The sequence below is a fragment of the Micromonospora sp. R77 genome (assembly GCF_022747945.1).
Classification (GTDB): Bacteria; Actinomycetota; Actinomycetes; order Mycobacteriales; family Micromonosporaceae; genus Micromonospora.
In genome coordinates this window covers 41,199-64,042 of sequence record NZ_JALDST010000001.1, presented here as the reverse complement: position 1 = coordinate 64,042, position 22,844 = coordinate 41,199, and the positions used below count along the sequence as shown (strand labels likewise).

Sequence of the window (22,844 nt, the reverse complement as noted above, 5' to 3'; positions counted from 1 at the left end):
TCAGTCGTCGGCCGGCGGCCGGTCCCCGTCCCCGGGGTCCGGGCCGCCGGCCGAATCGTCGTCGCTGGCCGGTGCGGGCACGGTCCGCAGCCCGGCCGGCGCGAACTCCCGCAGCAGGATCTGCCCGACGCCCGCCGCCGGGATGGCCAGCAGGGCACCCACCAGGCCGGCCAGCTCGGCGGCGAGCAGCACGCTGACCAGCACGGTCAGCGGGTTCAACCGGACCGCGCGGGACATGATCAGCGGTTGCAGCAGGTGGTTCTCCACCTGCTGGTAGACGACGAAGAAGACCAGCACCACCACGCCGGTGCCCGGCGAGTGCAGGAAACCGGCCCCGGCCGCGAGGATCGCCCCCAGCGTCGCGCCGACCAGCGGGATCAGGTCCGCGATCGCCACCAGCAGCGCGATCACCGCCGCGAACGGCACGCCGGTGACGAAGAGCACCAGGAAGGTCAGACCGCCGCAGATCACGCTGATCAGCAGGTTGCCGCTGAGATAGCCGGTGATCGTGCGGGAGGTGTCCCGGCCGACCCGGCGCAGCCGCTCCGCCGGGCCGTCGCCGACCAGGGCGAGCGTCCCGGCGATGAGCTTCGGGGCCTCCAGCACCATCAGGTACGCCAGCACGATCACCGTCACCAGGCCGGCGAGGGTCTCCAGCACGCCCCGGACCAGCCCCACCGCCGGCTGCCGCAGCTGTGCGCCGTACTCCCTGATCTGGTGGGAGTGGCTGTTGGCGTACTGCCGCAGCTGCAGCCGTTGCAGCACCTCGCCGATCGGTCCCCGGCCGGCGCGGGCCTCGCGCAGCAGCTCCGGCGCCCGGTCGGCGAACCGCCCCACCTCGTCCAGCAACGGCAGCACGATCCCCGCGGCGAGCGCGCCGAGCAGCCCGAACACCGCCAGGAAGACCAGCAGGGTGGCCAGCGCGCGACGGCGCACCCAGCGCCGCTCCACCCGGTCCACCAGCGGTTTCAACGCCACCGCGAAGAAGACCGCCACCAGCAGCCAGATCAGCACCCGTCGGGTGGCCCAGACCAGGGCCAGCGCGAGCAGGGTGACCAGCACCAGACCGATGACGATCAGCGCCCGGCGGGCGGTGCCCCGGTCCTCGGCTCTGCTCATCCGGCGCGGCTACCCGGCCGGGGGCGCGGAAAACCTACTTGATGTACTAGTCCGTCCGGAGCTCGAACATGTATAGACCGCGCAAACCGCCCACCGCAATGAGGTTGCTGCCGGGAATTCGGGTGCAGCAGGTGAGGTCACCGTCGATGCGCATTACGGTCACCCGCCTCCAGGACTCCACGGCGAAGACTTCCATGCTTCCCCGAGCTGTGGTGACGACAAGGTGGTGGCAGTCGAGTGTCGCGACGAGGCCGGTCACCTTACCGTCGGTGGCGAGCTCCGTAACAGGCTTCGGCTGGCCTTCCCGCCAGATCACTACTGCAGCAGCGTTGCTGGAGGTGACGATTATGCCCTGTTCCGGCAAAAATTCTACGGCGGTGACCGGACCTGTACCCACCGTGGACCATCGGACAGAGTCGGTCTCCAATTCCCAGGTGCGGACTGACCCGTTGGCCTCACCAATGAGCAGTGTCCCTTGGCGTACGGCAAGAGCCGCCGTCCGGTCCGCACCGATCTTGAATGTAAGGGCCTTGTCCAGGATTCTCCCGTCAATCTGCTGTTGGTGCTCAAGATTCCATGCGCGAAGGTTGTTCTCCGAGTCGTGGGCCACTAACCAGGGCCCCGATGGATCGGATGCGATGGCCTTGACGCGCCGGCCCGCCCGCTCGTTCTCGTCTAGGCGTAGTTCATGCACGTCCGATTCTACGAAGGGGTCCCAGATGCGGATTCTCTCGTCGTTGCCGAAGGTGGCGAGGAAACCGCCGGTGACGCCGATCGCGTTCAGGGTCGACTCAGCGCCGGAGCCCACCTTCTTGAGGGGATCGTGGTGGATCACCCGCAGTTTTCTGGCATCCGACACTTTCCATACACGAGCGCCATCACCGCCTCCCGTAGCGACGATCCAAGAGCCATCGGCCGCCGCGCTGATGTGGGCGAGTCTGTTGTCACCTGTACGGGTGACCTGCTCGCTCGCTGCCTCGACGTCCCACGTTCGAACAGTGCCGTCTCGGCTGGTGGAGACCAGCCAGGACGCGTCAGGGGCGACGCGGAGGGCCGTCAGCCGGTCCGCGTGGCCACCGAGCGTCGCGATCGAGCGACCAGATCTGGTGTTCCAGAGGCGAATGGTCGCATCGCTGCCCGCGCTGGCCAGCCACCGGGACGTGGGCGACGAACGCAGACCCACCACGTGGCCCGCCGATGTGTCTAGGACGACCGGCTTGTCGGGTGTATGGAGCCTCCAGAGATGGACGAAAGCTTTGCTGGCGGTGGCGACCCAGCTGCTGTCGGCTCCGAAGGCAATAGCCGACAACCAGCCGGAACCGGAATGAAGTACAGCGAGCGGAGACCCGTCTGAACTGCTCCATACTCGCGCGGCCTCGTCCTTTCCAGCGGATGCCAGCCATCGACCGTCGGGCGAGGCCGAAAGCAAAGTGACCTCTCCGCGATGGCCGGTGCAAGTCGCGCTGAGTTGTCCCGTCGAGGCGTCCCAGATCCGTACAGTGCATCCACTGCTGGTAGCGATCCAGGAGTTGTCCGGAGGCATCGTAACGGCCGTGACCGTCGAGGCGTGGCCGGGAAGCTTGCGTATTAGCCGTCCGCTCACCGTGTCCCAGATCCGCGCGGCAGGGTCGCTGCCAGCTGTCACCACCCATGTCCCGTCGGCCGCTAGGGCCAAGTCGTTAACCACTCCGCCCTGAACGGGTAGGCGCATGAGCATTCGTCCGCTCGACGCCTCCCAGATCCGCACGTCGTCCCCGCTGGCCGTGACCACCCGTTTGTCGTCGGCGCTCAGACGGATCAACCGAACGGGACCGGTGTGGCCGTCCAGAGTCGCCCTGATCTGACCGGTCGCGCTGTCCCACAGTCGGACCTTTGCGTCCTCGCCGGACGTCGCTAGCCAAGCGCCGTCAGACGCCATGGCGACGGCGAGGACCGCGCCATCGTGGTCCACCAGGTTGCGTCGCATTGCCGGGTGCGGCAGGTCCGGCATGGCCCAGCGGTGTATCAAGCGCGGGCCGACCGTGACGCTGTCGAGTTGCTTCACCTGTGCCTGCCAACTCGATCGGTCGCGAAGGCGACTGTGCAGGATGTGGATGACCGCTTCTGGGGGATCGGTCGGTGCGAGCAGGTGTGAGGCGCGACCGAGGTCGGCCCGGAGCAACCGACTTCCTGGGGTGTCGAAGGCTGCGAGATCGCTGTAGGGGGCGGCGGGACCGAAACGCATCAGCCGTTGTCCCGCCCACACCAGGTTACCGGCGAGTTCTTCACCCTCGTCGGCCCGGCCGGCTGCCACCAGGTGTGTGATGAGGTGATCCCAGAGGTAGCGATCTTCCCGTTTGAGCTCCCACCAGGCAATTCGAATCCGCGAGGACGAGTCCGCTGCCGCTGCCGCAACCCGGGGCAGCCGTTGCGCAACTGCCTCAACGAGCGTCTTGTTGAGTGCCTCAAGTTTGTCTGCGCCGAGCTCGGCGCGAAGGAAGTCGCGGACTACATCGTGGATCGCGAACGAGGTGCCGTCGGTTGAGGCGTGGCGCACCAGCGCGAGTTGGACCATTCTGCGGCACAGCGTCTCGGACTCCGTCCGGGTCAGAGACGAGGTCCGCTCCCACAGCACTGCAATCGCCCGGATAGGGATCGACTCGTCCTCCACGAAGATCCCCAGTTCGGCGAGGCGCTGGTCACCGCCGTTATCGAGCAGTTTGGTGCTGGCCTCGATGGTCGCGCGCACCGCTCGCGCGCGTTGTTCCGGAATGTTGAGGTCCAGTTCCTGCCAGGAGTCGGTGAGGCCGTCGATTTCTGCGGGGCCCCCTTCACTCAGGAGCCGAAGGATGTCCGCGGCCGTCCTGGCCGGATCACGATTCTCCTCGACGGCGTTGGCGATTACCCGGTTCACCAGGCGTAGCAGCAAGGGCCACCGCCCCGTCGCGGCTAGCAGTTGCTCCACCGTCTGGTGTGGAAGGCTGGGCAGCGACCACACGAGCACCTGTCGTGCTTGCTCCGGCGACATCTGGTCGACCTTGATCGTGGTGGCGTCACCAGGGAGCGCGGAAGAAACCCGGGTTGTCACGAGCCGAGCACATCTCGGACCGCCGAGAAGGAACGGAGACACCTGGTCGCGGTTCCAGACATCGTCGACGAGCAGCAGCATCCGGGGCCGGTCGTGCAGCAGCCGGCCAAGGTGCTGTCCGGCGAGTCGCGGGTCGGAGTAGTTGGTGTCCTCTCCGGTGATGATGCGAATGGTGTCGTTCACCCTGCTGGCGATGGCCTCCGGCGAGACAAGGTCCCGGCCCAGGGTGACCTGGTACACGCGACCTCGGAACCGGCGGCGGATGCGAGGGTCCGCGCATACGACGGTGGCGAGCGTCGTCTTGCCGAATCCGCCGGCCCCCTGCAGCGCCGTCGTAATTCCGACCGCCTGACCGTCACCCCTAATCAGGCCGTGAACTACATGGTCCACTTCGGCTGGTCGTTTCACCACCCAACCCGGTGGTTCCTGCAGAGTGGGGGGCGGTGGATCGCTCTGCTGCGGTGAACTGTCCCCCTGGCGCCGCCACATCACCAGCGCCAGTGCGCCCATTGCCAGCGTCAGACCGACGGTCCACTCGACGGCATGGTCGCGGAGGCTCTCCAAGCCAAAAGGTAGCTTCCCCTCACCGGACGACAGAATGTTGATCGCTAAGCCGGTCAGGTTTGTGATCATGACCGTGAGTACGAGGTACAGGGCATACCTGGCGGCCTGTGCCCGGCGCCCACGTGCCATCTGATCCCCTGTAACGCTAGAGGTTGCCAGCGAGGTCTCCGTACCCGAGGTCGTCAACCCTGCCGTATGGACTGCCGGAGCCGAGGGCCGTCCTTAGGACCGAAGACGTGTGTCGTCGCCCCGGTTCGTTCTCGCCAGCTCTCCACCGGATGCGTTCGGGAGACTACCTAACGCAGTCTCGGAGTTGGGACCCCGGGTGTTCGGCGGCTGGTCGATGTCAGCGGGCGAGGGTGGCGTCGGTGGCCGGGCGGGCACCGGAGACGAAGGCGGCCAGGGCCGCGCCGTGCAGCACCCCGCCGGGCAGCGGATCGGCGGCCACCCGGGCCGCCAGCCGGCGTACCGGCAGTCGGTCGGGGCGGTGCGCGGCGGCGAGCACCAGGTTGCCGTACCGGCGGCCGCGCAGCATCCGGCGGTCCGCCACCAGGCACACGTCGGCGAAGACGGCGCGCAGCGTCGCCACCTGGGTACGGGAGAAGGTCAGCGGGGGCAGGTCGGTCACGTTGACCAGGTAGACGCCCTCCGGGCGCAGCGTCCGGGCAACCTCGGTGACGAACTCGACGCCGGCCACGTGGGCGGGCATCCGGGCGGCCCGGTAGATGTCGGCGAGCACCACGTCGTACCGGGCGGGCGGGGCGGCGGTCACCACGTCCCGGGCGTCGCCGACCGTCACCTCCACCTCCGGCGGCAGTGCCGGCAACTCCCGGCGGACCAGGTCGACCACCGCCGGATCCCGCTCCACCACCCGCTGCGCCGACCCGGGGCGGGTGGCGGCCAGCCAGCGGGGCAGGGTGAGCGCGCCACCGCCCAGGTGCAGCACCTCCAGCGGCCGGCCGGGCGGGGCGGCCAGGTCGAGCACCGCGGCCATCCGGCGGACGTACTCGAAGTGCAGGTGCCGGGGGTCGACGACGTCCACGTACGACTGGGCCACGCCGCCGGCCAGCAGCGTACGCCCGGTCCGCCGGGCCGGGTCGACGACCAGCGTGAGCTCGTCGGCGGGGCTGTCCATGGCGGGCCACGGTACCGGGTGGGCCGGCGGGCGCACCGCCCGCCGGCCCCTCGGTCAGCCGGCGGCCATCCCCGCGCCGGCCTCCTCGATGGCGTCGTCGATCCGCCGGGCCAGGTCGACGTCCGCGGCAGTCACCCCGTCGACCTGGCGGTTGCGCACGGTCAGCACGGCGCTGTCCGGCTCCGGCCGGCCGATCTGCGGGCCGCGTCCGAGGTCCACCCGGAGCTGGTCGATCCGGTCGAGCACCCGGTCCAGGTTGCCGGCGGGCAGCTCGATGGTCCGCACCAGCGACTGCCGGTCACTCGACCAGTACGGCAGCCGAGTGAGGGCCTCCCGCAGCTCCTGGTCGGTCAGCGGCGCGGCGGCGGACGCCGGCCCCACCAGGCCGCCGCCGGGTGCCGGCGGCGTCAGCAACTCCCGCAACCCGTCCGGTACGCGGAGCGACTCGACCAGGTCGCCGTCCGCCTCGGCCAGCGCGGCGAGGGTCGCCTCCGCCTGATAGCGGGCCTGCTCGGGGCTGCGACCACTGATCCGGGCCACCTCGGCCAGGAAGCCGGGCAGCTCCTCGTGCCGTTCGATGCCGTCCACCGGCACGACGTCGTGCAGCTTCACCGGCACCGCCTCCAGCAGCCGCTCGCGGGCCGCCTCGTCCAGCGCCCAGGCCAGCGCGAGCACGGTCGCCTCGGCACCCACCTTCGCGGTGGAGAAGTCGACACCGGCGCGGCGACCCACGTCGTCGACCAGATCGCGGTAGCCGAGGGTGGTCACCGCCGGGCCGGGCCGCGGCTGCGGCCGGGGGCGCTCCGGCATGCCGGCCGGCGGCGGGGCGGGTCCGCCGCGCGTGCTGTCCGGCTTGTGCCGCCCGGCCGGTGGGGGACCGGTCCGCCGCCCCCGGTCCAGGGAGGTGACCTGCTTGGACGCGCTCAGGCTCGCGCCGGTCTCGCTCGGCTGCCGACCCTGCTCCCGGGCCTGGCGGGCCAGCGCTCGACGGCGCTGGTTGTCGCCCTCCATCTGCTTGCGCATCGTCACACCTCGTTCCTCGTCGGACTGCTCGACGGTGAGCCTTCCCGGGTGCCCGGCACCGAAACGGCGGGCCGGCCGCCCCGGACGATCCGGCCGGCCGGCTTCATTCGCAGCGGGTGAGGGCCGGTCACCCGCCCGGCCGGCACGCTCGGGACGGACCGGAAATCTTCCGACGCACGCGGAAGGGAAGGTCGTCATGAAGAGGATCGTCGAGATCGTCCCCGCCCGACCCGGCTGGTACGCCCGCTGGCAGGTGACGCCCGAGGCCACCCGCTGCTATCCGGTGTCCCTCTGGGCACTGCTGGAGGAGGCCGACGGCACCGGCCGTGAGGTGGTCGGCGTCGACTGTGTCGGGCAGTGGCCCGGAGCGGACGACAACGAGGCGGGTGGGGAGTTCGTCCGCTATCTCTTCCAGACGCCCGATTCCGGGCCACCGGAGGACGCCGAGCCGCCCGGCGCGGAGCAGCTGCGGGAGAGCGGCCCGCGCCTGCAACCCGTCCCGGCCGCCTGAGCCTTTCTCCCGGCCCCCGACCCCTGGTCCCAGGGTCGGGGGCCACCCCTCTCCGGGGCGCCGCCCGGGTGGCCCACCGCCCGCCACGACGGAGTGTGGTCCCGGTCTCAGCGGCCTCCCGGCCGACGAAGATCGTCTGATGGTGGCGGCACGTCGGCCCGGCGTGTCGTGACCACGGAGTGCAGACGATCATGAATGAAATGTCGGCCCGACGGGTCGCCGCACTCTGTCAGCCGACCTCGCGGGTGTCGTCGCGGGCGACGGGGGGTGCCACCGCCAGCAGCTCGCCCAGGCCGGTGCGGTCCAGCAGTTGCTGGACCTGCGGGTTGGTGCCGCTGAGCCGGATGGGCCCGGTGCCGGCGCGGTGGATCAGCACGAGCGCGCTGAGCCCGGAGGAGTCACAGAGCCCGACCTCGGCGAAGTCGAGCAGCAGCTCCTGGCAGCCGTCCCGGCGCAGCTCGGCGGCGGCGGCCACCAGCTGTGGCGCGGTGTCGAAGTCCAAGTCGCCGGCCAGCCGGAGTCGGGCGCGACCGGCGTCGAGCCGGTGCACCTCGATGGTCAACAGCTGGGCGGGCATGACTCCATTGTTCCCAGCCCGTCCCGCCGGGGAAACCCCGGGGTGGCTCAGGCCGACGTGGCGGTGTCCGCCTGGGACAGGTCGGCGCGCTCGCCGGGCTGCGGCCGGGCGAGCAGGCCGGTGACACCGGTCATGTCGAGGATCGTCTCCAGGAAGCGCGGCGTGGCACGCAGCCGGAGGGCGGTGCCACCCTGCTGACCCTCCCGCCAGGCGTGCACGATCACCGCCAGGCCGGTGCTGTCGATGAAGAGCAGATCGGCGAAGTCCAGCACGATGACGGGCGGAGCCTCGGCCAACAGCCGGTCCACCTCGGTGCGCAGCGGTGCGGCGGTGGTGAAGGCCAGGTCACCGCCGATCAGGACGACCGGGGCGTGCGGGTCGGTGCGGTCGACGGAGATGGTCAGCGGGGTCGCCTCGGGCTTCCTCCGTTGGGACACCACACTCACGCCTTTCCGTCGGCTGTCGATCGGGAAACAAGGGCCGTCCAGATCGTAACAACCCGGCAACCACCCCGCCCGGTGACGAGCGCCCGGCCGGCTCACGCGCCCGTAGGAGTGGCGGTCCCGGCATACCGGCGTAGGGTGGGGCGAAGAGATTGGAACACACTGGCTGTTTCCGGTGGACCGCGGGTATCGACGCCGCGGATGTCGACAAGGAGTGGGGCTCAAGCTGGTGACTGCTGCCGACGTCAGGGACTGGGACCCGGGCGACGGACGGATCTCCACGCCGAGTGCCGCACGGGCCCCGGCCCGGTCCGCCGCCGTCCCGGCCCGGTCCGCCCTGCCCCCGTTGGCTCCGGACCGCGACCTCGCCACGCCCGACTGGTCGGAGGTGGTCGAGCACTTCCGTGAGGGCCTGATCGTCTGCGACGCCGACGGCGTGGTGCGGCACGTCAGCCCCGTCGCCGAGCGGCTGCTGCCCGAGGTCCGCGCCGGCGCGGTGCTCGAGGCCACCGGCCTGGCACCGTTCACCGGCAGCGGGCCGGCCGAGTTCACCCACCGGGAGCGCCGGCTGCGGATGCGCCAGGTCCCGCTCTCGGCCGCCCGCTGCTGCTGGTACGTCGAGGACGTCACCGAGAGCGTCAGCCGGGCGGACGCGCTGCTGGCCGAGCGGGCCCGCTCAGCGTTCCTGGCGGTGGTCGGGGAGAAGCTCGGCAACCCGCTGCACCCCGACCGGGCCGCCGCCGCCGTGGTCCGGCTCGCCGTGCCCACCCTCGCCGACGTCGCCGTGCTGGTGCTGGCCCCGCGCTCGGGGCGGGCCCGCTGGTGGCGGGCCTCCCGCAGCGACGACGAGGCCCCGGCGGTGGACAGCGGCATGCTCAGCTCGACGGCGCTGCCGGCGGCGATCGCCGAGGGCCTCGGCGGCGTCGAGCCGCACACCCTGGACTGGCTGGTCGAGCAGGCGGTGGAGGCCGGCTGGCTGCCCGGGCTGACGACCGGCGAGGCCACCGCCCGGGTGGTGCCGCTGCCCGGTCGTGACGATCCGGTCGGCGTGCTGCTGGTCGCCCGGCGCACCGCCCGCTGGTACGACGAGGCCGACATCGACCTGGTCCGCGCCTTCGCCGGCCGGGCCGGGGCGGCCCTGACCACCGCGGTGCTCTATCGCGACCAGGCCGAGGTCGCCGACACCCTCCAGGCCAGCCTGGTGCCGGTCGAGCCGACCCCGGCGACCGGCGTGCAGTGGGGTACGGCGTACCGGCCGGCGCAGGCCGGACTGCGCATCGGCGGCGACTTCTACGGTTCGCACCGGCTCGCCGACGGCGGCTCGGTCTTCTTCCTCGGCGACGTCTCCGGCAAGGGGGTGGAGGCGGCGGTCTTCACCGGGCAGCTCCGCCAGTGCCTCCAGGCGCTGCACCGGGTCGAGTCGCAACCGGGCCGGCTGCTGAAACTGCTCAACGACGCGCTGCTGGAGACCACCCAGGCGCACGGCCAGGGCCGGTTCGCCACGATGGTGCTGGGCGTGGTGCGCCCGCACCGCGACGGCAGCCTGACCCTCACCATGGCCGGCGGTGGCCATCTCCCACCGCTGCTGCTGCGGGCCTCCGGCGAGGTCGAGGCGGTGCCGCTGAGCGGAATGCTCATCGGCGTCGTCCCCGACCCCCGCATCGGGGAGGTCACCGTCCGGCTGGAGCCCGGCGAGACCTGCCTGCTCTACAGCGACGGGGTCACCGAGGCGCGCGGCGGGCGGCGGGGCGACGAGCAGTTCGGCACCGACCGGCTGCTGACCGCCGTCTCCGGCTGCGCGCGCATGCCGGCGCCGGCGCTCGCCGAGCGGGTCGAGCAGGTGACTTGCGACTGGCTGGCGCACGGCGACCACGACGACATCGCCGTGCTGGCGCTCCGGGCGACCGGCACCGGCACCCGGGCGCCCCGCCACCTGCACGCGGTGCCCAACCGGGCCCCCGCCGACGACCCGAGGGAGAGCAGCGCGTGACCGCGACCAGCACGGCGGCCGACCCGGCCCACGCCTACCCCGGCTATCTGGAGTTCCTGGCCGACGCCGACGAGTACGGCGCGGTCGAGGTGGCGCTCGGGCTGATCGAGGCGGGGGTGCCCGCCGAGCGGGTGCTGCTGGACCTGGTCGCCCCGGCGCAGGCCGAGGTGGGGGAGCGCTGGGCGCGTAACGAGTGGAGCGTGGCCCAGGAGCACGCCGCGACGCACATCAGCGAGCGGGTGGTGGCGGCGGTCGCCGCGTACGCCAACCCGCGCCCGGAGCGCGGCCGGATCGTGGTCGCCTGCATGGACGGGGAGTGGCACGCGCTGCCGCCCCGGCTGGTGGCGGAGGTGCTGCGGCTGCGTGGCTGGCAGGTGACCTTCCTCGGGGCCAGCGTGCCGGCCGCGCACCTGGTGTCGTACCTGCACCGGTACGACGCCGACGCGGTCGCGCTGGCCTGCGCGCTGCCGATGCGGCTGCCGTACGCGCACCGGATGATCGAGGCGTGCCGCCGGGCGGACGTGCCGGTGCTGGTGGGCGGGCGCGGCTTCGGCGACGACGGGCGTTGGGCGGCCCGGCTCGGGGTGCCGTGGGCGCCGGACGCGCCGTCGGCCGCCGACCTGGTGGCCGACGAGCGGGCGCTGCGCCGGGTCACCCCGGCCCGGCTGGACCACCTGGCCGACGACGAGTACGCGAGCCTGGTGAAGCGGCGCGGCGAGCTGATCGACAGTGCCCTGGCGGACCTGCGGGAGCGGGTGCCGAGCGTCAACGACTACACCGACGCGCAGCTCGACTCGACCATCAGCGACCTCGGCTACATCGTCGACTTCCTGGCCGCCGCGCTCTTCGTCGACGACGGCACGCTCTTCACCGAGTTCGTCGGCTGGCTGGTGTCGATCCTGACCAGTCGGGGGGTGCCGGCCGGCGCGGTGGGGTTGACCCTGGAGCACTACGGCCAGCTGCTGCGGGACTTCCCCCGCGCGGCGGCGTTCCTGGCGCAGAGCCGCGTCCTGGTCTCGGCGGCGGCGGGGCGCTGAGGACGGCCCGACCCCCTGCTTATACTTGCTCCACTGCAAGCATCCGCCTGCGGTGGAGCGAGGGGGGCCACGGTGACCTTCACCGTCGCGTACGCCCGCCGGGACGGCGCGCCCGTGTGCCTGCGCCTCGCCGGTGAGCTCGACATGAGCAGCGCCCCGCAGCTCAACGCCGCGATCGACGGGCTGGTCGCCGACGGCGTCCGGCAGTTCCTGGTCGACCTGACCGAGCTCACCTTCTGCGACTCGACCGGCATCGCGGCCTTCGTCCGCGGCGACAACCGCGCCTCCGTCGACGGCGGCTGGTTGCGGGTCACCGGCGCGACCGGGCGGGTCGCCCGGGTGCTCCAGGTGACCGGTCTCGCCGAGGTCCTGACGTACGACGCGGTGCCCGACCCGAGGTCGCAGTCGGCCTCGTGATGGGCTAGATTTCGCCCGCCAACAGGTGACCGTGCGGTCGCTGTTCCGCCTTCTAGACGAAGCAGGTAGATCCATGGGTCCAGGCACCCCGAGCCCCGTCCGCATCCTGGTGGTGGACGACGATCCCGGTGACGTCCTGATGATCGAGGAGGCCCTCGCGGACTCCGACGTCGAGAAGGTCATCGACGTGGTCAGCGACGGCCAGGAGGCGATGGAGTTCCTCCGCCGGGAGGGCCGGCACACCGACGCGCACCGCCCCGACGTGATCCTGCTCGACCTGAACATGCCGCGGATGGACGGCCGGCAGGTGCTCGGCGAGGTGAAGCAGGACGAGGACCTGCGGACCATCCCGATCGTGGTGCTGACCACCTCGAACGCGGACACCGACATCGTCGGCAGCTACACCCTCCAGGCGAACGCGTACGTGACGAAGCCGATCGACCTGGACGACTTCAACGACGTGGTGCGCCGGATCGACGAGTTCTTCGGCCGGGTGGTGGTGCTGCCCAAGCGGGGCTGACCGCGACCTGCGGATGCTGAACATTTTCCGCCAACCGCCCCGGCCGGGCCCGGCACCGTCCAGGATCGGCGGGTGGGGGAAGGAAACAGCAGCTGCCTGGGGGGCGACAGTATGAGGTTCTCCGTCGTCGGGACCGGTTACGACCAGCGGCAGGTCGATTCCTGCCTGGACGAGCTGGCGGTCCGGTTGAGTCGGCTCGCGGCGCGCGCGGAGAGCGCCGCCGGGGTGGGCCGCGAGTGGGACGGGATCCGGCAGGAGGCGACCGTCCTGCGCGACCTGCTGGCCGGGCCGGTGGACGGTGACGTGGTGGCGGTGCGCGCGGGTGCGGCGACCGTCGAGCGGGAGGCGGCCGACCTGCTGGCCCGCGCCCGCGGCGAACTCGACGCCGCCCGCGAGGAGGCCCGTCAGGTCCGGGAGCGGGCGTACGCGGAGGCGGTGCGGGCGCGCCGGGACCTCGAGGCCGCGCTGCTGGCCCGGCACCGGCGCGCGGCCCGGGTGGACGACCTGCTGGCCGGCGTGGCCGTCGACCCGGTGCCGGCCGACACGCCCACCGCCGCGGCCGGCGTCCCGGTGACCCGGGCGGCGGGTCCGGCGACCGACGCGACGCAGGAGCCGCCGGGCGAGCGCAGCGCCGCCTGAACCGTGCTCAGACCAGCACGTCGACCACCGTGGTGGCCCGCTTCTCGTGCTTGGCGTACGCGCCGGGGAATGCGGAGCTCTGCACGGCCTGGGCCGCGTCGGTGACGCTGAGCTCCTGCCAGTCGGGCACCTCCTTCAGCGCCGCGTAGAACGCCCGGGCCGCGTACGCGGGGCGCATCAGCTGGGCCACGCTGCCCCAGCCGCTGCTCGGGCGCTGCTGGAACAGCCCGAGCGAGTCGTGGTCGGCGCCGCTGCCCTGGTGCGGATAGTCGTACGACTCGGGCAGCACGTCGCTGGCCAGGTTGTGCAGGTCGCTCTCCTGCATGGCGGTGGCGAGCGCCACCACCAGGGCGCGGCGCGGCATCCGCATGTCCCGTCCGACGTCCACGATGACCTTGGCGTTGTCCATCTGGCGCTGGTCGAGTCCGGCGACCGGGCGGGGCCGTTGCGGCGTGACGGGCCGGCGCGCCGGGGTCGCGGTGGCGGTGGGGCGGACACCCGCGGTCGGGGTGACGGGCGGGGCACCGCGCTGGAAGTCACGGGAGGCGCGCTGGTCGGCCGCGGCTCGGTCCGCGAGGACCTCCCGGACGGGCTCGTGCCGTTGCCCGGTGTCCCGGGCGCCGACGACGGCGACGAGGCCGAGACAGCAGCTGACGCCGGTGGCCACGGCGACCCGGGCCGGGGTGGAGGCGAGGGGCCGTCGCCGGGGCGGCGGCGGGGTCCGGTGGCGTCCGATCATCCGTTCGGCTGATGCGACGTCGGTGGAGCGGTCAGCGGGTCGCGCCTCGGTCGTCTGCTGCGTGGGGGAGTCGTCGGGATGCACCCGCCGAGGCTAGAGAGCCACGCGGCCGTTGCCATCGGGATAGTTGGTGCCTTGAGTCACAATTTGCCGCTATCCGTCCGCACAATCAGCCCAGATGACTATGAAACAGGCTCACCGGTTCCATCGTAAATATCCGGCAAGTCGCCCTTGGTGGTGCAAAGACCCCCGAAGATCGTCTTTCCCGGTCGGCGGGCGGCCATCGGCCGTTCGGCCCGGGTGGGCATCGGCCTCATCGGTGGCATCGGCTCCACCGTGGGCCCGAAGGCCCGGCCCGGTGATCGGCGACCGGCGGGCGACCGCCGCTCGGTACGATGCGGACGGTGACCGGGCACGTGAGCGACGAACCGCCGGCAGGCGAGCCGAACCGAGGCCGACGGGGACTCGTCGTCGGCCTCCTCGCCGGCCTGCTCGCCGCGGTGCTCGCCGGCCACCGGGCGGTCCCCAACGTGCACGGCCTCGGCAGTCTCCTGGACAGTGCCACCCCGCTGCTCGGTCTCGGCGTACCCCTGCTCGCCCTCGTGGCGCTGCTGCGCCGCTCCCGGCCGGCGCTCGCGGCCGTGTTGGTGCCGGCGGTCGTCTGGCTGGCCCTGTACGGCGGCGAGTGGCTGCCCCCGGCCGCCGGCGCCGGGCCGGCCGCCGTGCGGGTGGCCAGCCAGAACCTCCGCTCCGGCAACCCCGACCCGAGCGCGACCGTCGACGCGCTCGCCGCCTCCGGGGCCGACCTGATCGCTCTGCAGGAGGTCGACGACGACCGGCAGATCGACGCCGCCCTCGGCGGGCGCTACCCGCACCGGGCGACCGTCTCCACGGTCGCCCTCTGGAGTCGCTGGCCGATCCGCGGCTCCACCGGCGTCGACACCGGGCTCGGCTGGACCCGGGCGCTGCGCGCCGTCGTCGCCGCCCCCGACGGTGACCTGGTGGTCTACGTGGTCCACCTCGGCTCGGCCCGCGCCGGGGACACCGCCACCCGGGACGAGACGGTCGCCGCGCTGGCCGCCACCCTGCGCGCCGACCACGCGCCCCGGCTGGTGGTGCTCGGCGACCTCAACACCGCCCCCACCGACCGGGTCTTCGCGCCGCTCGCCCGGCTGCTGCACGACGCCCAGAGCGACGCCGGGCAGGGCTTCGGGTTCACCTGGCCGGCACCGGTGCCGGTGACCCGACCGGACCACGTCCTCTACCGGGGGCTCACCCCCACCTCGGCCGGGGTGCTGCACACGCCGGACAGTGACCACCGCGCGGTCACCGCCGGATTCCGCTGGTAGTCAGTGCCGCCCGTTCTCCGCCGGGGTGACGGTCAGCCGGTGGCGGGAGTTGTCCCCACTGGAGAAGGGCCAGAGGCGGTCCGCGTGCTCCACCAGCTCGGCCAGCTGCTGCCGGCTCAACCCGGCCGACGAGATCTGCGCGCGCACGTCGGCGCGGTAGCGGCCGTCGTCGTCGCGGCCCAGCTTCGCCTCCGCGGTCACCTGCACCGTGTGCGCCTCGTCGGTGATCCCGCCGGCCGCCTCCACCGCCGCGTGGTGCAGGCACGAGGCGAACGCGGCGGCCAGCAGCTGTTCGGGGGTCAGCCCGGTGCAGTGCGGCGCCAACGGCGACGCCAGCGCCGAGGAGAGCCCTCCGTCGTCGGTGCGTACGTGGCCGCCCGCCGCGGTCGCGGTGGCCTCATGCAGCCAGGAACTCGGATCCGGCATCGCGTTCCTCCCGTCGCTCACCGGCCCGGGTTCCCGACCCCGCCCGGGTGAAACCGCCGGGGTGCCGCGTCAGCCGCCCCAGGCGGTCGGCGGCCCGTCCAGCGCCACCGCCTCGGTCGCCTCGGTCGCCGCCCGCTCGGTCCACCGGGACACCGTCCCGTTGCGCTGCCGCGGCGGGGTCGCGAGCATCGGCACGTACACCCGGGCGTCCACCACCTCGGCCAGCACCAGGGCGGCCATCAGGCTGGTCGGTCGGCTCGACGGGTCGTCGGCGAGGCAGCGCCGGCACAGGTCGGCCACCTCGGCGGGCAGCCTCTCGATCTCCGGCAGCGGCTCCGGCGCCTGCCGCCGACGTTCCCCCAGCAACTGGGTGGTGCTGCTGGCCGCGTACGGCAGCCGACCGGTCAGGCAGTAGTAGAGCAGCACGCCGAGGGCGTACATGTCCGCGGCCGGGGTGGCCGGCTGCCGGTCCAGCTGCTCCGGTGCCAGATAGGCCGGGGTGCCCACCACGATCCCGTCCGGCGTGCGGTCCGGCGCGCCGGCCGGAGTGGCGATGCCGAAGTCGAGGACCTTCACCCCGGCCGGGGTGAGCATCACGTTGGCCGGCTTCACGTCCCGGTGCACGATGCCGTGCGCGTGCGCGGCGGCCAGCGCGGCGCTCACCTCGGCGCAGACCCGTACCGCGATCCGCCAGTCGAGCGGACCCTCGCGCAGGTGGACGGCGAGCGTCTCGCCCTCGGCCAACTCCATCACGATGTACGGCAGCTCGCGCCCGGGCACCGACGCGGCGGTGCCGAAGTCGTGCACGCTGGCCACGTTCGGGTGCACCAGCCGGGCGGCCGAGCGGGCCTCGTCCCGGATCCGCTCCACGGACGCCGCCTCGTGGTCGAGGCCGGGGGAGATGAGTTTGACCGCCACCGGTCGGTCCAGCACGAGATCGTGGGCGCGCCACACCTCGGACATGCCGCCGATGCCGATGCGCTGTTCGAGCCGGTACCGCCCGCCCAGCGTCCTCATCGATCGCTCCTCGCCCTCGTCCCGCCGGTGACACCGGCACTTCGGGACGCGGTACCCGGCGTCCGAGCTGGGCAAACCGCCGGGAGCGTCGTCGCACGCGCGGTAGCTTGCCCAGCAGGGACGACGCTGACGCGGCGTGACGAGTCCATGGCGGAGGGTGGTGCAGGGTGGGTGTGGTGAGCGTACGGTTCGTCGGCGGACCGGCCGACGAACTGGTCCGGGAGCTGCCCGCCGACCCGGACGGCGAGCCCCCGCGACGCTGGATCGTGCGGCACCCCGGCGGGCAGCCGTCCCCGGCCGGCGGCGGGCCCGACCACCTCTACGAACGGGACCGCCGCGACGGCTACGGCGTCTGGACCATGCGCTTCGTCCGGACCGACCCGTTCGGCGACACCGAGTGACCGGCCGGGCGGCGCTCGGGTACGGGGTGCACCGCCCGCACAGCTGGTACACAGGATCGGGACAGGGCCGGTACAGCGACCGCGCCCACGATGGGGGACATGGTCATGGAGGGGCAGGCCGCGCAGGGCCGGATCGAGCTGCGCCGACCGGACGGCGAGCCGGTCCGGGTGCTGGTGGTGGACGACGAGCCGACCCTGACCGACCTGCTGTCGATGGCCCTGCGCTATGAGGGCTGGCAGGTGCGCAGCGCCGGCAACGGCATGGCGGCGTTGAGCACCGCCCGGCAGTTCCAGCCGGACGCGGTGGTGCTCGACGTGATGCTGCCCGACCTCGACGGCTTCCAGGTGCTGCGCCGGCTGCGCGAGCAGACCCCCACGGTGCCGGTGCTCTTCCTGACCGCGCGGGACGCGGTGGAGGAGCGGATCGCCGGGCTCACCGTCGGCGGCGACGACTACGTCACCAAGCCGTTCAGCCTGGAGGAGGTGATCGCCCGGCTGCGCGCGCTGCTGCGCCGCTCCGGGTTCGCCGTGGCCGCCCGGGAGGACGCCGTGCTCACCGTCGGCGACCTCACCCTCGACGAGGACAGCCACGAGGTACGCCGGGGGCCGGACATGATCACCCTCACCGCCACCGAGTTCGAACTGCTCCGCTATCTGATGCGCAACCCGCGCCGGGTGCTGAGCAAGGCGCAGATCCTCGACCGGGTCTGGAACTACGACTTCGGCGGCCAGGCCAACGTCGTGGAGCTCTACATCTCGTACCTGCGGAAGAAGATCGACGCCGGCCGGGAGCCGATGATCCACACGCTGCGCGGCGCGGGGTATGTCCTCAAGCCCGCCGAGTGACCTGGCCGGGCGGCTGCGGGCCCGGCTCGCCGGCTGGACCCTGCGCCGTCGGCTGGTGGTCTCCGTGGTGGCGCTGCTCGCCCTGGTCAGCATCGGCGTCGGCGGCCTGACCACGGTCGCGCTGCGACACTTCCTGATCACCCAGGTCGACAACCAGCTCACCGCGGGTGACCGCCGGCGCGAGGACGTGCCGCCGTTCTTCCGCGATCCGGCGTCGTTCCCCCGCACCCCTCAGTCGTGCGGGCCGGAACCGCCACCGGGCTTCCCGTCCGGTTCGGTGGCGGTCAAGGTGGTGGGCGGGCAGGTCACCTGCAGCCGGATCCGGACCGCCGCCGGCACCGCCGAGTCGCTGCCGGCCGGCGAGGTGACCCCACTGACCCGGCTGCCCACCGACGGCCGGCCGCGCACCGTGGACCTCGGCGACCACGGCGACTACCGGGCCGTCGCGCGGCAGGTGTCCGACGGCGACGTCCTGGTGTTCGCCTACCCGCTCGGCCGGGTGCAGGAGATCGTCATGTGGATGGTCCTCGCCCAGGCCGGGGTGGTCACCGCCGGCCTGGTGATCGCCGGGCTCCTCGGCGCGCTCATCGTCCGGGCCGCCCTCCGCCCGCTCAACCGGGTCGCCGCCACCGCCGCCCGGGTCGCCGAGCTGCCCCTGGACCGGGGCGAGGTGGCCCTGTCGGTGCGGGTGCCGGCGTCCGACACGGACCCGCGTACCGAGGTGGGTCAGGTGGGCGGCGCGCTGAACCGGATGCTGGGCCACGTCGCCGCCGCGCTGGCCGCGCGGCAGGCCAGCGAGACGCGGGTACGCCAGTTCGTCGCGGACGCCAGCCACGAGCTGCGTACGCCCCTGGCGGCCATCCGGGGCTATGCGGAGGTGGCCCGGCGCGGGCGGGACCGGGTGCCCCCGGACGTGGCCCACGCGCTGCGCCGGGTGGAGTCCGAGGGCACCCGGATGACCAGCCTCGTCGACGACCTGCTGCTGCTGGCCCGGCTGGACTCCGGCCGACCCCTGGTGGCCGAGCCGGTGGACCTGACCGCGCTCGTGGTCGACGCGGTCAGCGACGCGCACGTCGCCGGCCCGGAGCACCACTGGCAGCTCGACCTGCCCGACGAGCCGATGGGCGTGACCGGCGACGCGCCCCGGCTGCACCAGGTGGTCGCGAACCTGCTCGGCAACGCCCGGGTGCACACCCCGCCCGGCACCACGGTGACCACCCGACTCGCCCCGGTCGACGGTGGCGTCGAGCTGAGCGTCGTCGACGACGGGCCCGGTGTGCCGCCCGACCTGCAGGCGGAGGTCTTCGAGCGGTTCGCCCGCGGGGACAGCTCCCGGTCCCGGGAGCACGGGAGCACCGGCCTCGGCCTGGCCATCGTGGCCGCCGTGGTGGAGGCCCACCACGGCCGGGTGGAGCTGGCCAGCCGCCCCGGCCGTACCGCCTTCACCGTGTGGCTGCCCGGTTCCACAGCCGACGCATAGGTCGCTCACGGGACCGGGTCAGCGGGCTCCCGGAGGCTTCCCGGCATGGACAGAACAGAGCGCCTGCTGACCGCGCCCGGGGCGCCGACGGACCCCGAACCCCCGTCGGCACCCACGCCCGCCGTGACCGGCCCCGAACCCGTCCGGTGGCCGGGTGACCGACCGGCCGATCCCCGGTGGACCCGGCCGGCCCTGGCGGCCCTGCTGCTGGTCACCGGGCTGCTCTACCTGTGGGGGCTGGGCGCGTCCGGCTGGGCCAACTCGTTCTACTCTGCGGCGGCGCAGGCCGGCGCCCAGAGCTGGCAGGCGTTCTTCTACGGCTCGTCCGACGCGGCGAACTCCATCACGGTGGACAAGACGCCGGCCGCGCTCTGGCTGATGGCCCTGTCGGTGCGGATCTTCGGGCTGAGCAGCTGGTCGATCCTGGTGCCGCAGGCGCTGCTCGGCGTCGCCTCGGTCGGCGTCCTGTTCGCCACCGTCCGCCGCTGGCACGGTGCGGTGGCCGGTCTGCTCGCCGGCGCGGTGCTCGCCACCACCCCGGTCGCCGCGCTGATGTTCCGGTTCAACAACCCCGACGCGCTGCTGGTCCTGCTCCTCGTCGCCGCCGCGTACGCCACGGTCCGCGCGGTGGAGACGGCGAGCACCCGGTGGCTCGCGCTGGTCGGCGTGCTGGTCGGCCTCGGCTTCCTCACCAAGATGCTCCAGGCGTTCCTGGTGATCCCGGTCTTCGCCGGGGTGTACCTGCTGGCCGCGCCGACCGGGCGGTGGCGTCGCGTGGGGCAGCTGCTGCTGTCCGGGCTGGCGCTGCTGGTCACCGCCGGCTGGTGGGTGGCGATCGTGGAACTCGTGCCCTCCGGCGCCCGCCCCTGGATCGGCGGGTCGCAGCACGACAGCATCCTGGAGCTGACCCTCGGCTACAACGGTCTCGGCCGGCTCACCGGCGACGAGGAGGGCCGGGTCGGCGGTGGTGGGCCGATGGGCGGTGGCGGTCCGTTCTCCGGGCAGACCGGCTGGCTGCGGATGTTCGACACCGAGGTCGGCGGGCAGGTGTCCTGGCTGCTGCCGGCCGCGCTGGTCCTGCTGGTGGCGGCCCTGGTGCTGGTCGGTCGGGCGCCCCGGACCGACCGGCGGCGGGCCGGCCTGCTGCTCTGGGGCGGCTGGCTGCTGGTCACCGGGCTGGTCTTCAGCTTCATGTCCGGCATCTTCCACGCGTACTACACGGTGGCGCTCGCCCCGGCCGTCGGCGCGCTGGTGGGCATCGAGCGCCACCCTGCTCTGGCAGGAGCGGACCGCCGCGGCCGGACCGGTGGAGCCCGTCCCGCCGGCCGCCGCCCGGTGGCGCGCCCCGGCCGCCACCGCCGTGCTCGCCCTCACCCTCGTGCTCACCGCCTGGTGGTCGTGGCGACTGCTCACCCGCAGCGCCGACTGGCAGCCGTGGCTGCGGATCGCGGTGATCGTGGCCGGGCTCGCCGCCGCGGTGCTGGTCGTACTGGTCGACCGTTTGCCCCGCCGGGCCGTCGCGCTGGTGCTGGCGCTCGGCGTGGCCGCCGCGCTGGCCGGTCCGGTGGGCTACGCGGTGCAGACCGCCGCCACCCCGCACACCGGCTCCATCCCCACCGCCGGCCCGTTCGTCCAGGGCGCCTTCGGTCCCGGCCGGGGCGGCTTCCCCGGCGGCCGGTTCCCGGGCGGCGAGTTCCCCGGCTTCCCGGGCGGCACCGGTCAGACCGGCGGCACGGGTCAGGACGGCGGCACGCGCCAGAACGACGGCACCGGTCAGGTTCCCGGTTTCCCCGGCGGCGGGCAGAACGGGCAGCTGCCGCCGGGCCTGCCGGGCGTGCCGGGCAGCACCGGCGGGCAGACCGGGCAGTTCCCGGGCTTCCCGGACGGCCGCGGCACCCGGAGCGGCGGCCCGGGCGGTCTGCTGGACGCCCGCGAGCCGAGCGCCGAGATGACGGCGCTGCTGACGGCGGACGCCGACGCGTACACCTGGGTGGCGGCGACGATCGGGTCGAACAACGCCGCCGGCTACCAGCTCGCCACCGGGCGGCCGGTGATGGCGATCGGCGGCTTCAACGGCAGCGACCCGTCACCGACCCTCGCCCGGTTCCAGCGGTACGTCGCCGAGGGGAAGATCCACTACTTCCTCGGTGGCGCCGGGTTCCGGGCCGACGGCGGCAGCAGCGCCTCCCGGGAGATCGCCGCCTGGGTCGCCGGGCACTACGCCGCGAAGACCGTCGACGGGGTCACCGTCTATGACCTGACCAGCGGACAGTGAGGGGGAGCGCGATGAGCACGTCCCCTCGGTCCGCCGTCCGGGCCCGGCCGACGACGCCGGCCGCCGTGCTCGACGTGGTGGTGCCGGTCCACAACGAGGAGCGGGACCTCGGCCCCTGCGTACGCCGGCTGCACGCGCACCTGACCGCACACTTCCCGTACCCGTTCCGGATCACCGTCGCGGACAACGCCAGCGTCGACGGCACCCTCGCGGTGGCCCGTACGCTCGCCGCGGAGCTGCCGGACGTGGCGGTGCTGCACCTGCCCGCCAAGGGGCGCGGACGCGCCCTGCGGGCGGCCTGGTCGGCGTCGCCGGCCCCGGTGCTGGCCTATCTGGACGTCGACCTCTCCACCGACCTGGCGGCCCTGCTGCCGCTGGTCGCGCCGCTCATCTCCGGCCACTCCGACCTGGCCATCGGCACCCGGCTGGCGCGCACCTCCCGGGTGGTCCGGGGCGCCAAGCGGGAGGTCATCTCGCGCGGCTACAACCTGCTGCTGCGGGGCACCCTGGCGGTGCGGTTCTCCGACGCGCAGTGCGGCTTCAAGGCGATCCGGGCCGACGTGGCCGCCCGCCTGCTGCCGCTGGTCCGGGACACCGGCTGGTTCTTCGACACCGAGCTGCTGGTGCTGGCGCAGCGGGCCGGGCTGCGCATCCACGAGGTGCCGGTGGACTGGGTGGACGACCCGGACAGCCGGGTCGACATCGTGGCCACCGCCCTGGCCGACCTGCGCGGCATCGGCCGGCTGGCCCGGGCGCTGGTGACGGGCGCGCTGCCGCTGGCCGAGCTGCGGGCGCAGCTGGGCCGGGCCCCGCTCACGCCGCCCCCGGCCCGGGTGCCGGTGGGGCTGCCCCGACAACTGGTCCGGTTCGCCGCCGTCGGGGTGGCCAGCACGCTGGCCTACCTGGCGCTGTTCGTGGCGACCCGGGGCGTGCTCGGGGCCCAGGCGGCGAACCTGCTGGCCCTGCTGGTGACGGCGGTGGCGAACACCGCCGCGAACCGGCGGCTCACCTTCGGCGTCACCGGCCGCCGGCACGCCGGCCGGCATCACCTGCAGGGCCTGCTCGCCCTGGCGCTGGGCCTGGCGCTCACCAGCGGCTCGCTCGCCGTCCTGCACGCCGGCACGACGCCGTCCCGCCCGCTGGAGCTGACCGTGCTGGTCGCCGCGAACCTGGTGGCCACCGTGTCGCGGTTCGTCCTGCTCCGCCTCGCCATGCACCACGGGCGGACCTGACGTCGGGAGGTCGGGGTGGCGAGCCGCCGGTAGAAGT

At 73.3% G+C, this 22,844-nt stretch carries 20 protein-coding genes and 1 pseudogene; 12 read left to right on the top strand and 9 right to left on the bottom strand.

What is annotated here, in order from left to right:
- From MRQ36_RS00280 to MRQ36_RS00265, 4 genes are all read right to left on the bottom strand, one after another.
- Positions 1–1,119 (bottom strand): AI-2E family transporter, encoded by a 1,119-nt coding sequence (locus tag MRQ36_RS00280; RefSeq protein WP_242791322.1) that lies wholly within the window; start codon positions 1,117–1,119, stop codon positions 1–3.
- 46 nt (positions 1,120–1,165) lie between these two features.
- Complete coding sequence (locus tag MRQ36_RS00275) at positions 1,166–4,819, bottom strand: NB-ARC domain-containing protein (RefSeq protein ID WP_242791321.1); 3,654 nt, start codon at positions 4,817–4,819, stop codon at positions 1,166–1,168.
- Between the two features lie 277 nt (positions 4,820–5,096).
- On the bottom strand, positions 5,097–5,885 hold the full coding sequence (locus MRQ36_RS00270; RefSeq protein ID WP_242791318.1) for a spermidine synthase: 789 nt from the start codon (positions 5,883–5,885) through the stop codon (positions 5,097–5,099).
- Positions 5,886–5,939: 54 nt separating this feature from the next.
- On the bottom strand, positions 5,940–6,908 hold the full coding sequence (locus MRQ36_RS00265; protein ID WP_242791316.1) for a DUF2267 domain-containing protein: 969 nt from the start codon (positions 6,906–6,908) through the stop codon (positions 5,940–5,942).
- A gap of 196 nt (positions 6,909–7,104) precedes the next feature.
- On the opposite strand from MRQ36_RS00265, the gene MRQ36_RS00260 reads away from it, so the two are divergent.
- Entirely contained in the window at positions 7,105–7,419 is a 315-nt protein-coding gene (locus tag MRQ36_RS00260) for a hypothetical protein (RefSeq protein ID WP_242791314.1), read from the top strand.
- Between the two features lie 229 nt (positions 7,420–7,648).
- Here the strand turns inward: MRQ36_RS00260 and MRQ36_RS00255 are convergent, their stop codons facing one another.
- Both MRQ36_RS00255 and MRQ36_RS00250 read right to left on the bottom strand, forming a co-directional pair.
- Positions 7,649–7,996: an STAS domain-containing protein gene (locus tag MRQ36_RS00255; RefSeq protein ID WP_242791311.1), complete on the bottom strand. Its 348-nt coding sequence runs from the start codon at positions 7,994–7,996 to the stop codon at positions 7,649–7,651.
- A 47-nt stretch (positions 7,997–8,043) separates the two neighbouring features.
- Positions 8,044–8,433 (bottom strand): STAS domain-containing protein, encoded by a 390-nt coding sequence (locus MRQ36_RS00250; RefSeq protein WP_242791309.1) that lies wholly within the window; start codon positions 8,431–8,433, stop codon positions 8,044–8,046.
- Positions 8,434–8,668: 235 nt separating this feature from the next.
- Between MRQ36_RS00250 and MRQ36_RS00245 the strand changes: the two genes are divergently transcribed.
- The 5 genes from MRQ36_RS00245 (at position 8,669) to MRQ36_RS00225 (ending at position 13,042) form a co-directional block, all read left to right on the top strand.
- Positions 8,669–10,429, top strand: coding sequence for a PP2C family protein-serine/threonine phosphatase (locus MRQ36_RS00245; protein WP_242791308.1), 1,761 nt, complete (start codon positions 8,669–8,671; stop codon positions 10,427–10,429).
- The gene (locus MRQ36_RS00240) at positions 10,426–11,466 is read left to right on the top strand and encodes a B12-binding domain-containing protein (RefSeq protein ID WP_242791305.1); all 1,041 of its coding nucleotides are present in this window, start codon (positions 10,426–10,428) and stop codon (positions 11,464–11,466) included. Before MRQ36_RS00245 ends, MRQ36_RS00240 begins: the two co-directional genes overlap by 4 nt.
- A gap of 72 nt (positions 11,467–11,538) precedes the next feature.
- The gene (locus MRQ36_RS00235) at positions 11,539–11,883 is read left to right on the top strand and encodes an STAS domain-containing protein (protein WP_242791296.1); all 345 of its coding nucleotides are present in this window, start codon (positions 11,539–11,541) and stop codon (positions 11,881–11,883) included.
- A 73-nt stretch (positions 11,884–11,956) separates the two neighbouring features.
- Positions 11,957–12,403, top strand: coding sequence for a response regulator (locus tag MRQ36_RS00230; RefSeq protein ID WP_242791294.1), 447 nt, complete (start codon positions 11,957–11,959; stop codon positions 12,401–12,403).
- Positions 12,404–12,514: 111 nt separating this feature from the next.
- Entirely contained in the window at positions 12,515–13,042 is a 528-nt protein-coding gene (locus MRQ36_RS00225) for an ATPase (RefSeq protein ID WP_242791292.1), read from the top strand.
- A 7-nt stretch (positions 13,043–13,049) separates the two neighbouring features.
- Here MRQ36_RS00225 and MRQ36_RS00220 read toward each other — a convergent pair whose 3' ends face one another.
- Complete coding sequence (locus MRQ36_RS00220) at positions 13,050–13,865, bottom strand: hypothetical protein (protein WP_242791290.1); 816 nt, start codon at positions 13,863–13,865, stop codon at positions 13,050–13,052.
- Between the two features lie 320 nt (positions 13,866–14,185).
- On the opposite strand from MRQ36_RS00220, the gene MRQ36_RS00215 reads away from it, so the two are divergent.
- On the top strand, positions 14,186–15,130 hold the full coding sequence (locus MRQ36_RS00215; RefSeq protein ID WP_242791282.1) for an endonuclease/exonuclease/phosphatase family protein: 945 nt from the start codon (positions 14,186–14,188) through the stop codon (positions 15,128–15,130).
- Here MRQ36_RS00215 and MRQ36_RS00210 read toward each other — a convergent pair whose 3' ends face one another.
- Entirely contained in the window at positions 15,131–15,556 is a 426-nt protein-coding gene (locus MRQ36_RS00210) for an OsmC family protein (protein WP_242791276.1), read from the bottom strand.
- 69 nt (positions 15,557–15,625) lie between these two features.
- A complete protein-coding gene (locus MRQ36_RS00205; protein ID WP_242791275.1) occupies positions 15,626–16,573 on the bottom strand; it encodes a serine/threonine-protein kinase in 948 nt (315 codons plus the stop codon).
- 176 nt (positions 16,574–16,749) lie between these two features.
- On the opposite strand from MRQ36_RS00205, the gene MRQ36_RS00200 reads away from it, so the two are divergent.
- The 5 genes and pseudogenes from MRQ36_RS00200 (at position 16,750) to MRQ36_RS00180 (ending at position 22,807) form a co-directional block, all read left to right on the top strand.
- Positions 16,750–16,974: a hypothetical protein gene (locus MRQ36_RS00200; protein ID WP_242791274.1), complete on the top strand. Its 225-nt coding sequence runs from the start codon at positions 16,750–16,752 to the stop codon at positions 16,972–16,974.
- Positions 16,975–17,079: 105 nt separating this feature from the next.
- Positions 17,080–17,820 (top strand): response regulator transcription factor, encoded by a 741-nt coding sequence (locus tag MRQ36_RS00195; protein WP_242800769.1) that lies wholly within the window; start codon positions 17,080–17,082, stop codon positions 17,818–17,820.
- Positions 17,798–19,300: a cell wall metabolism sensor histidine kinase WalK gene (locus MRQ36_RS00190; RefSeq protein WP_242791273.1), complete on the top strand. Its 1,503-nt coding sequence runs from the start codon at positions 17,798–17,800 to the stop codon at positions 19,298–19,300. The genes MRQ36_RS00195 and MRQ36_RS00190 overlap by 23 nt, the downstream gene beginning before the upstream one ends.
- 45 nt (positions 19,301–19,345) lie before the next feature.
- Positions 19,346–21,575 (top strand): annotated as a pseudogene (locus MRQ36_RS00185) (glycosyltransferase family 39 protein).
- An 11-nt stretch (positions 21,576–21,586) separates the two neighbouring features.
- The gene (locus tag MRQ36_RS00180) at positions 21,587–22,807 is read left to right on the top strand and encodes a dolichyl-phosphate beta-glucosyltransferase (protein WP_242791271.1); all 1,221 of its coding nucleotides are present in this window, start codon (positions 21,587–21,589) and stop codon (positions 22,805–22,807) included.
- Positions 22,808–22,844 lie beyond the last annotated feature (37 nt).

Coding starts and splice junctions, on each gene's coding strand:
- MRQ36_RS00230 (WP_242791294.1), top strand. CDS start 11,957: ATGGGTCCAGGCACCCCGAGCCCCGTCCGCATCCTGGTGGTGGACGAC.
- MRQ36_RS00205 (WP_242791275.1), bottom strand. CDS start 16,573: ATGAGGACGCTGGGCGGGCGGTACCGGCTCGAACAGCGCATCGGCATC.
- MRQ36_RS00225 (WP_242791292.1), top strand. CDS start 12,515: ATGAGGTTCTCCGTCGTCGGGACCGGTTACGACCAGCGGCAGGTCGAT.
- MRQ36_RS00270 (WP_242791318.1), bottom strand. CDS start 5,885: ATGGACAGCCCCGCCGACGAGCTCACGCTGGTCGTCGACCCGGCCCGG.
- MRQ36_RS00280 (WP_242791322.1), bottom strand. CDS start 1,119: ATGAGCAGAGCCGAGGACCGGGGCACCGCCCGCCGGGCGCTGATCGTC.
- MRQ36_RS00210 (WP_242791276.1), bottom strand. CDS start 15,556: ATGCCGGATCCGAGTTCCTGGCTGCATGAGGCCACCGCGACCGCGGCG.
- MRQ36_RS00180 (WP_242791271.1), top strand. CDS start 21,587: ATGAGCACGTCCCCTCGGTCCGCCGTCCGGGCCCGGCCGACGACGCCG.
- MRQ36_RS00195 (WP_242800769.1), top strand. CDS start 17,080: ATGGAGGGGCAGGCCGCGCAGGGCCGGATCGAGCTGCGCCGACCGGAC.
- MRQ36_RS00255 (WP_242791311.1), bottom strand. CDS start 7,996: ATGCCCGCCCAGCTGTTGACCATCGAGGTGCACCGGCTCGACGCCGGT.
- MRQ36_RS00260 (WP_242791314.1), top strand. CDS start 7,105: ATGAAGAGGATCGTCGAGATCGTCCCCGCCCGACCCGGCTGGTACGCC.
- MRQ36_RS00275 (WP_242791321.1), bottom strand. CDS start 4,819: ATGATCACAAACCTGACCGGCTTAGCGATCAACATTCTGTCGTCCGGT.
- MRQ36_RS00190 (WP_242791273.1), top strand. CDS start 17,798: ATGTCCTCAAGCCCGCCGAGTGACCTGGCCGGGCGGCTGCGGGCCCGG.
- MRQ36_RS00265 (WP_242791316.1), bottom strand. CDS start 6,908: ATGCGCAAGCAGATGGAGGGCGACAACCAGCGCCGTCGAGCGCTGGCC.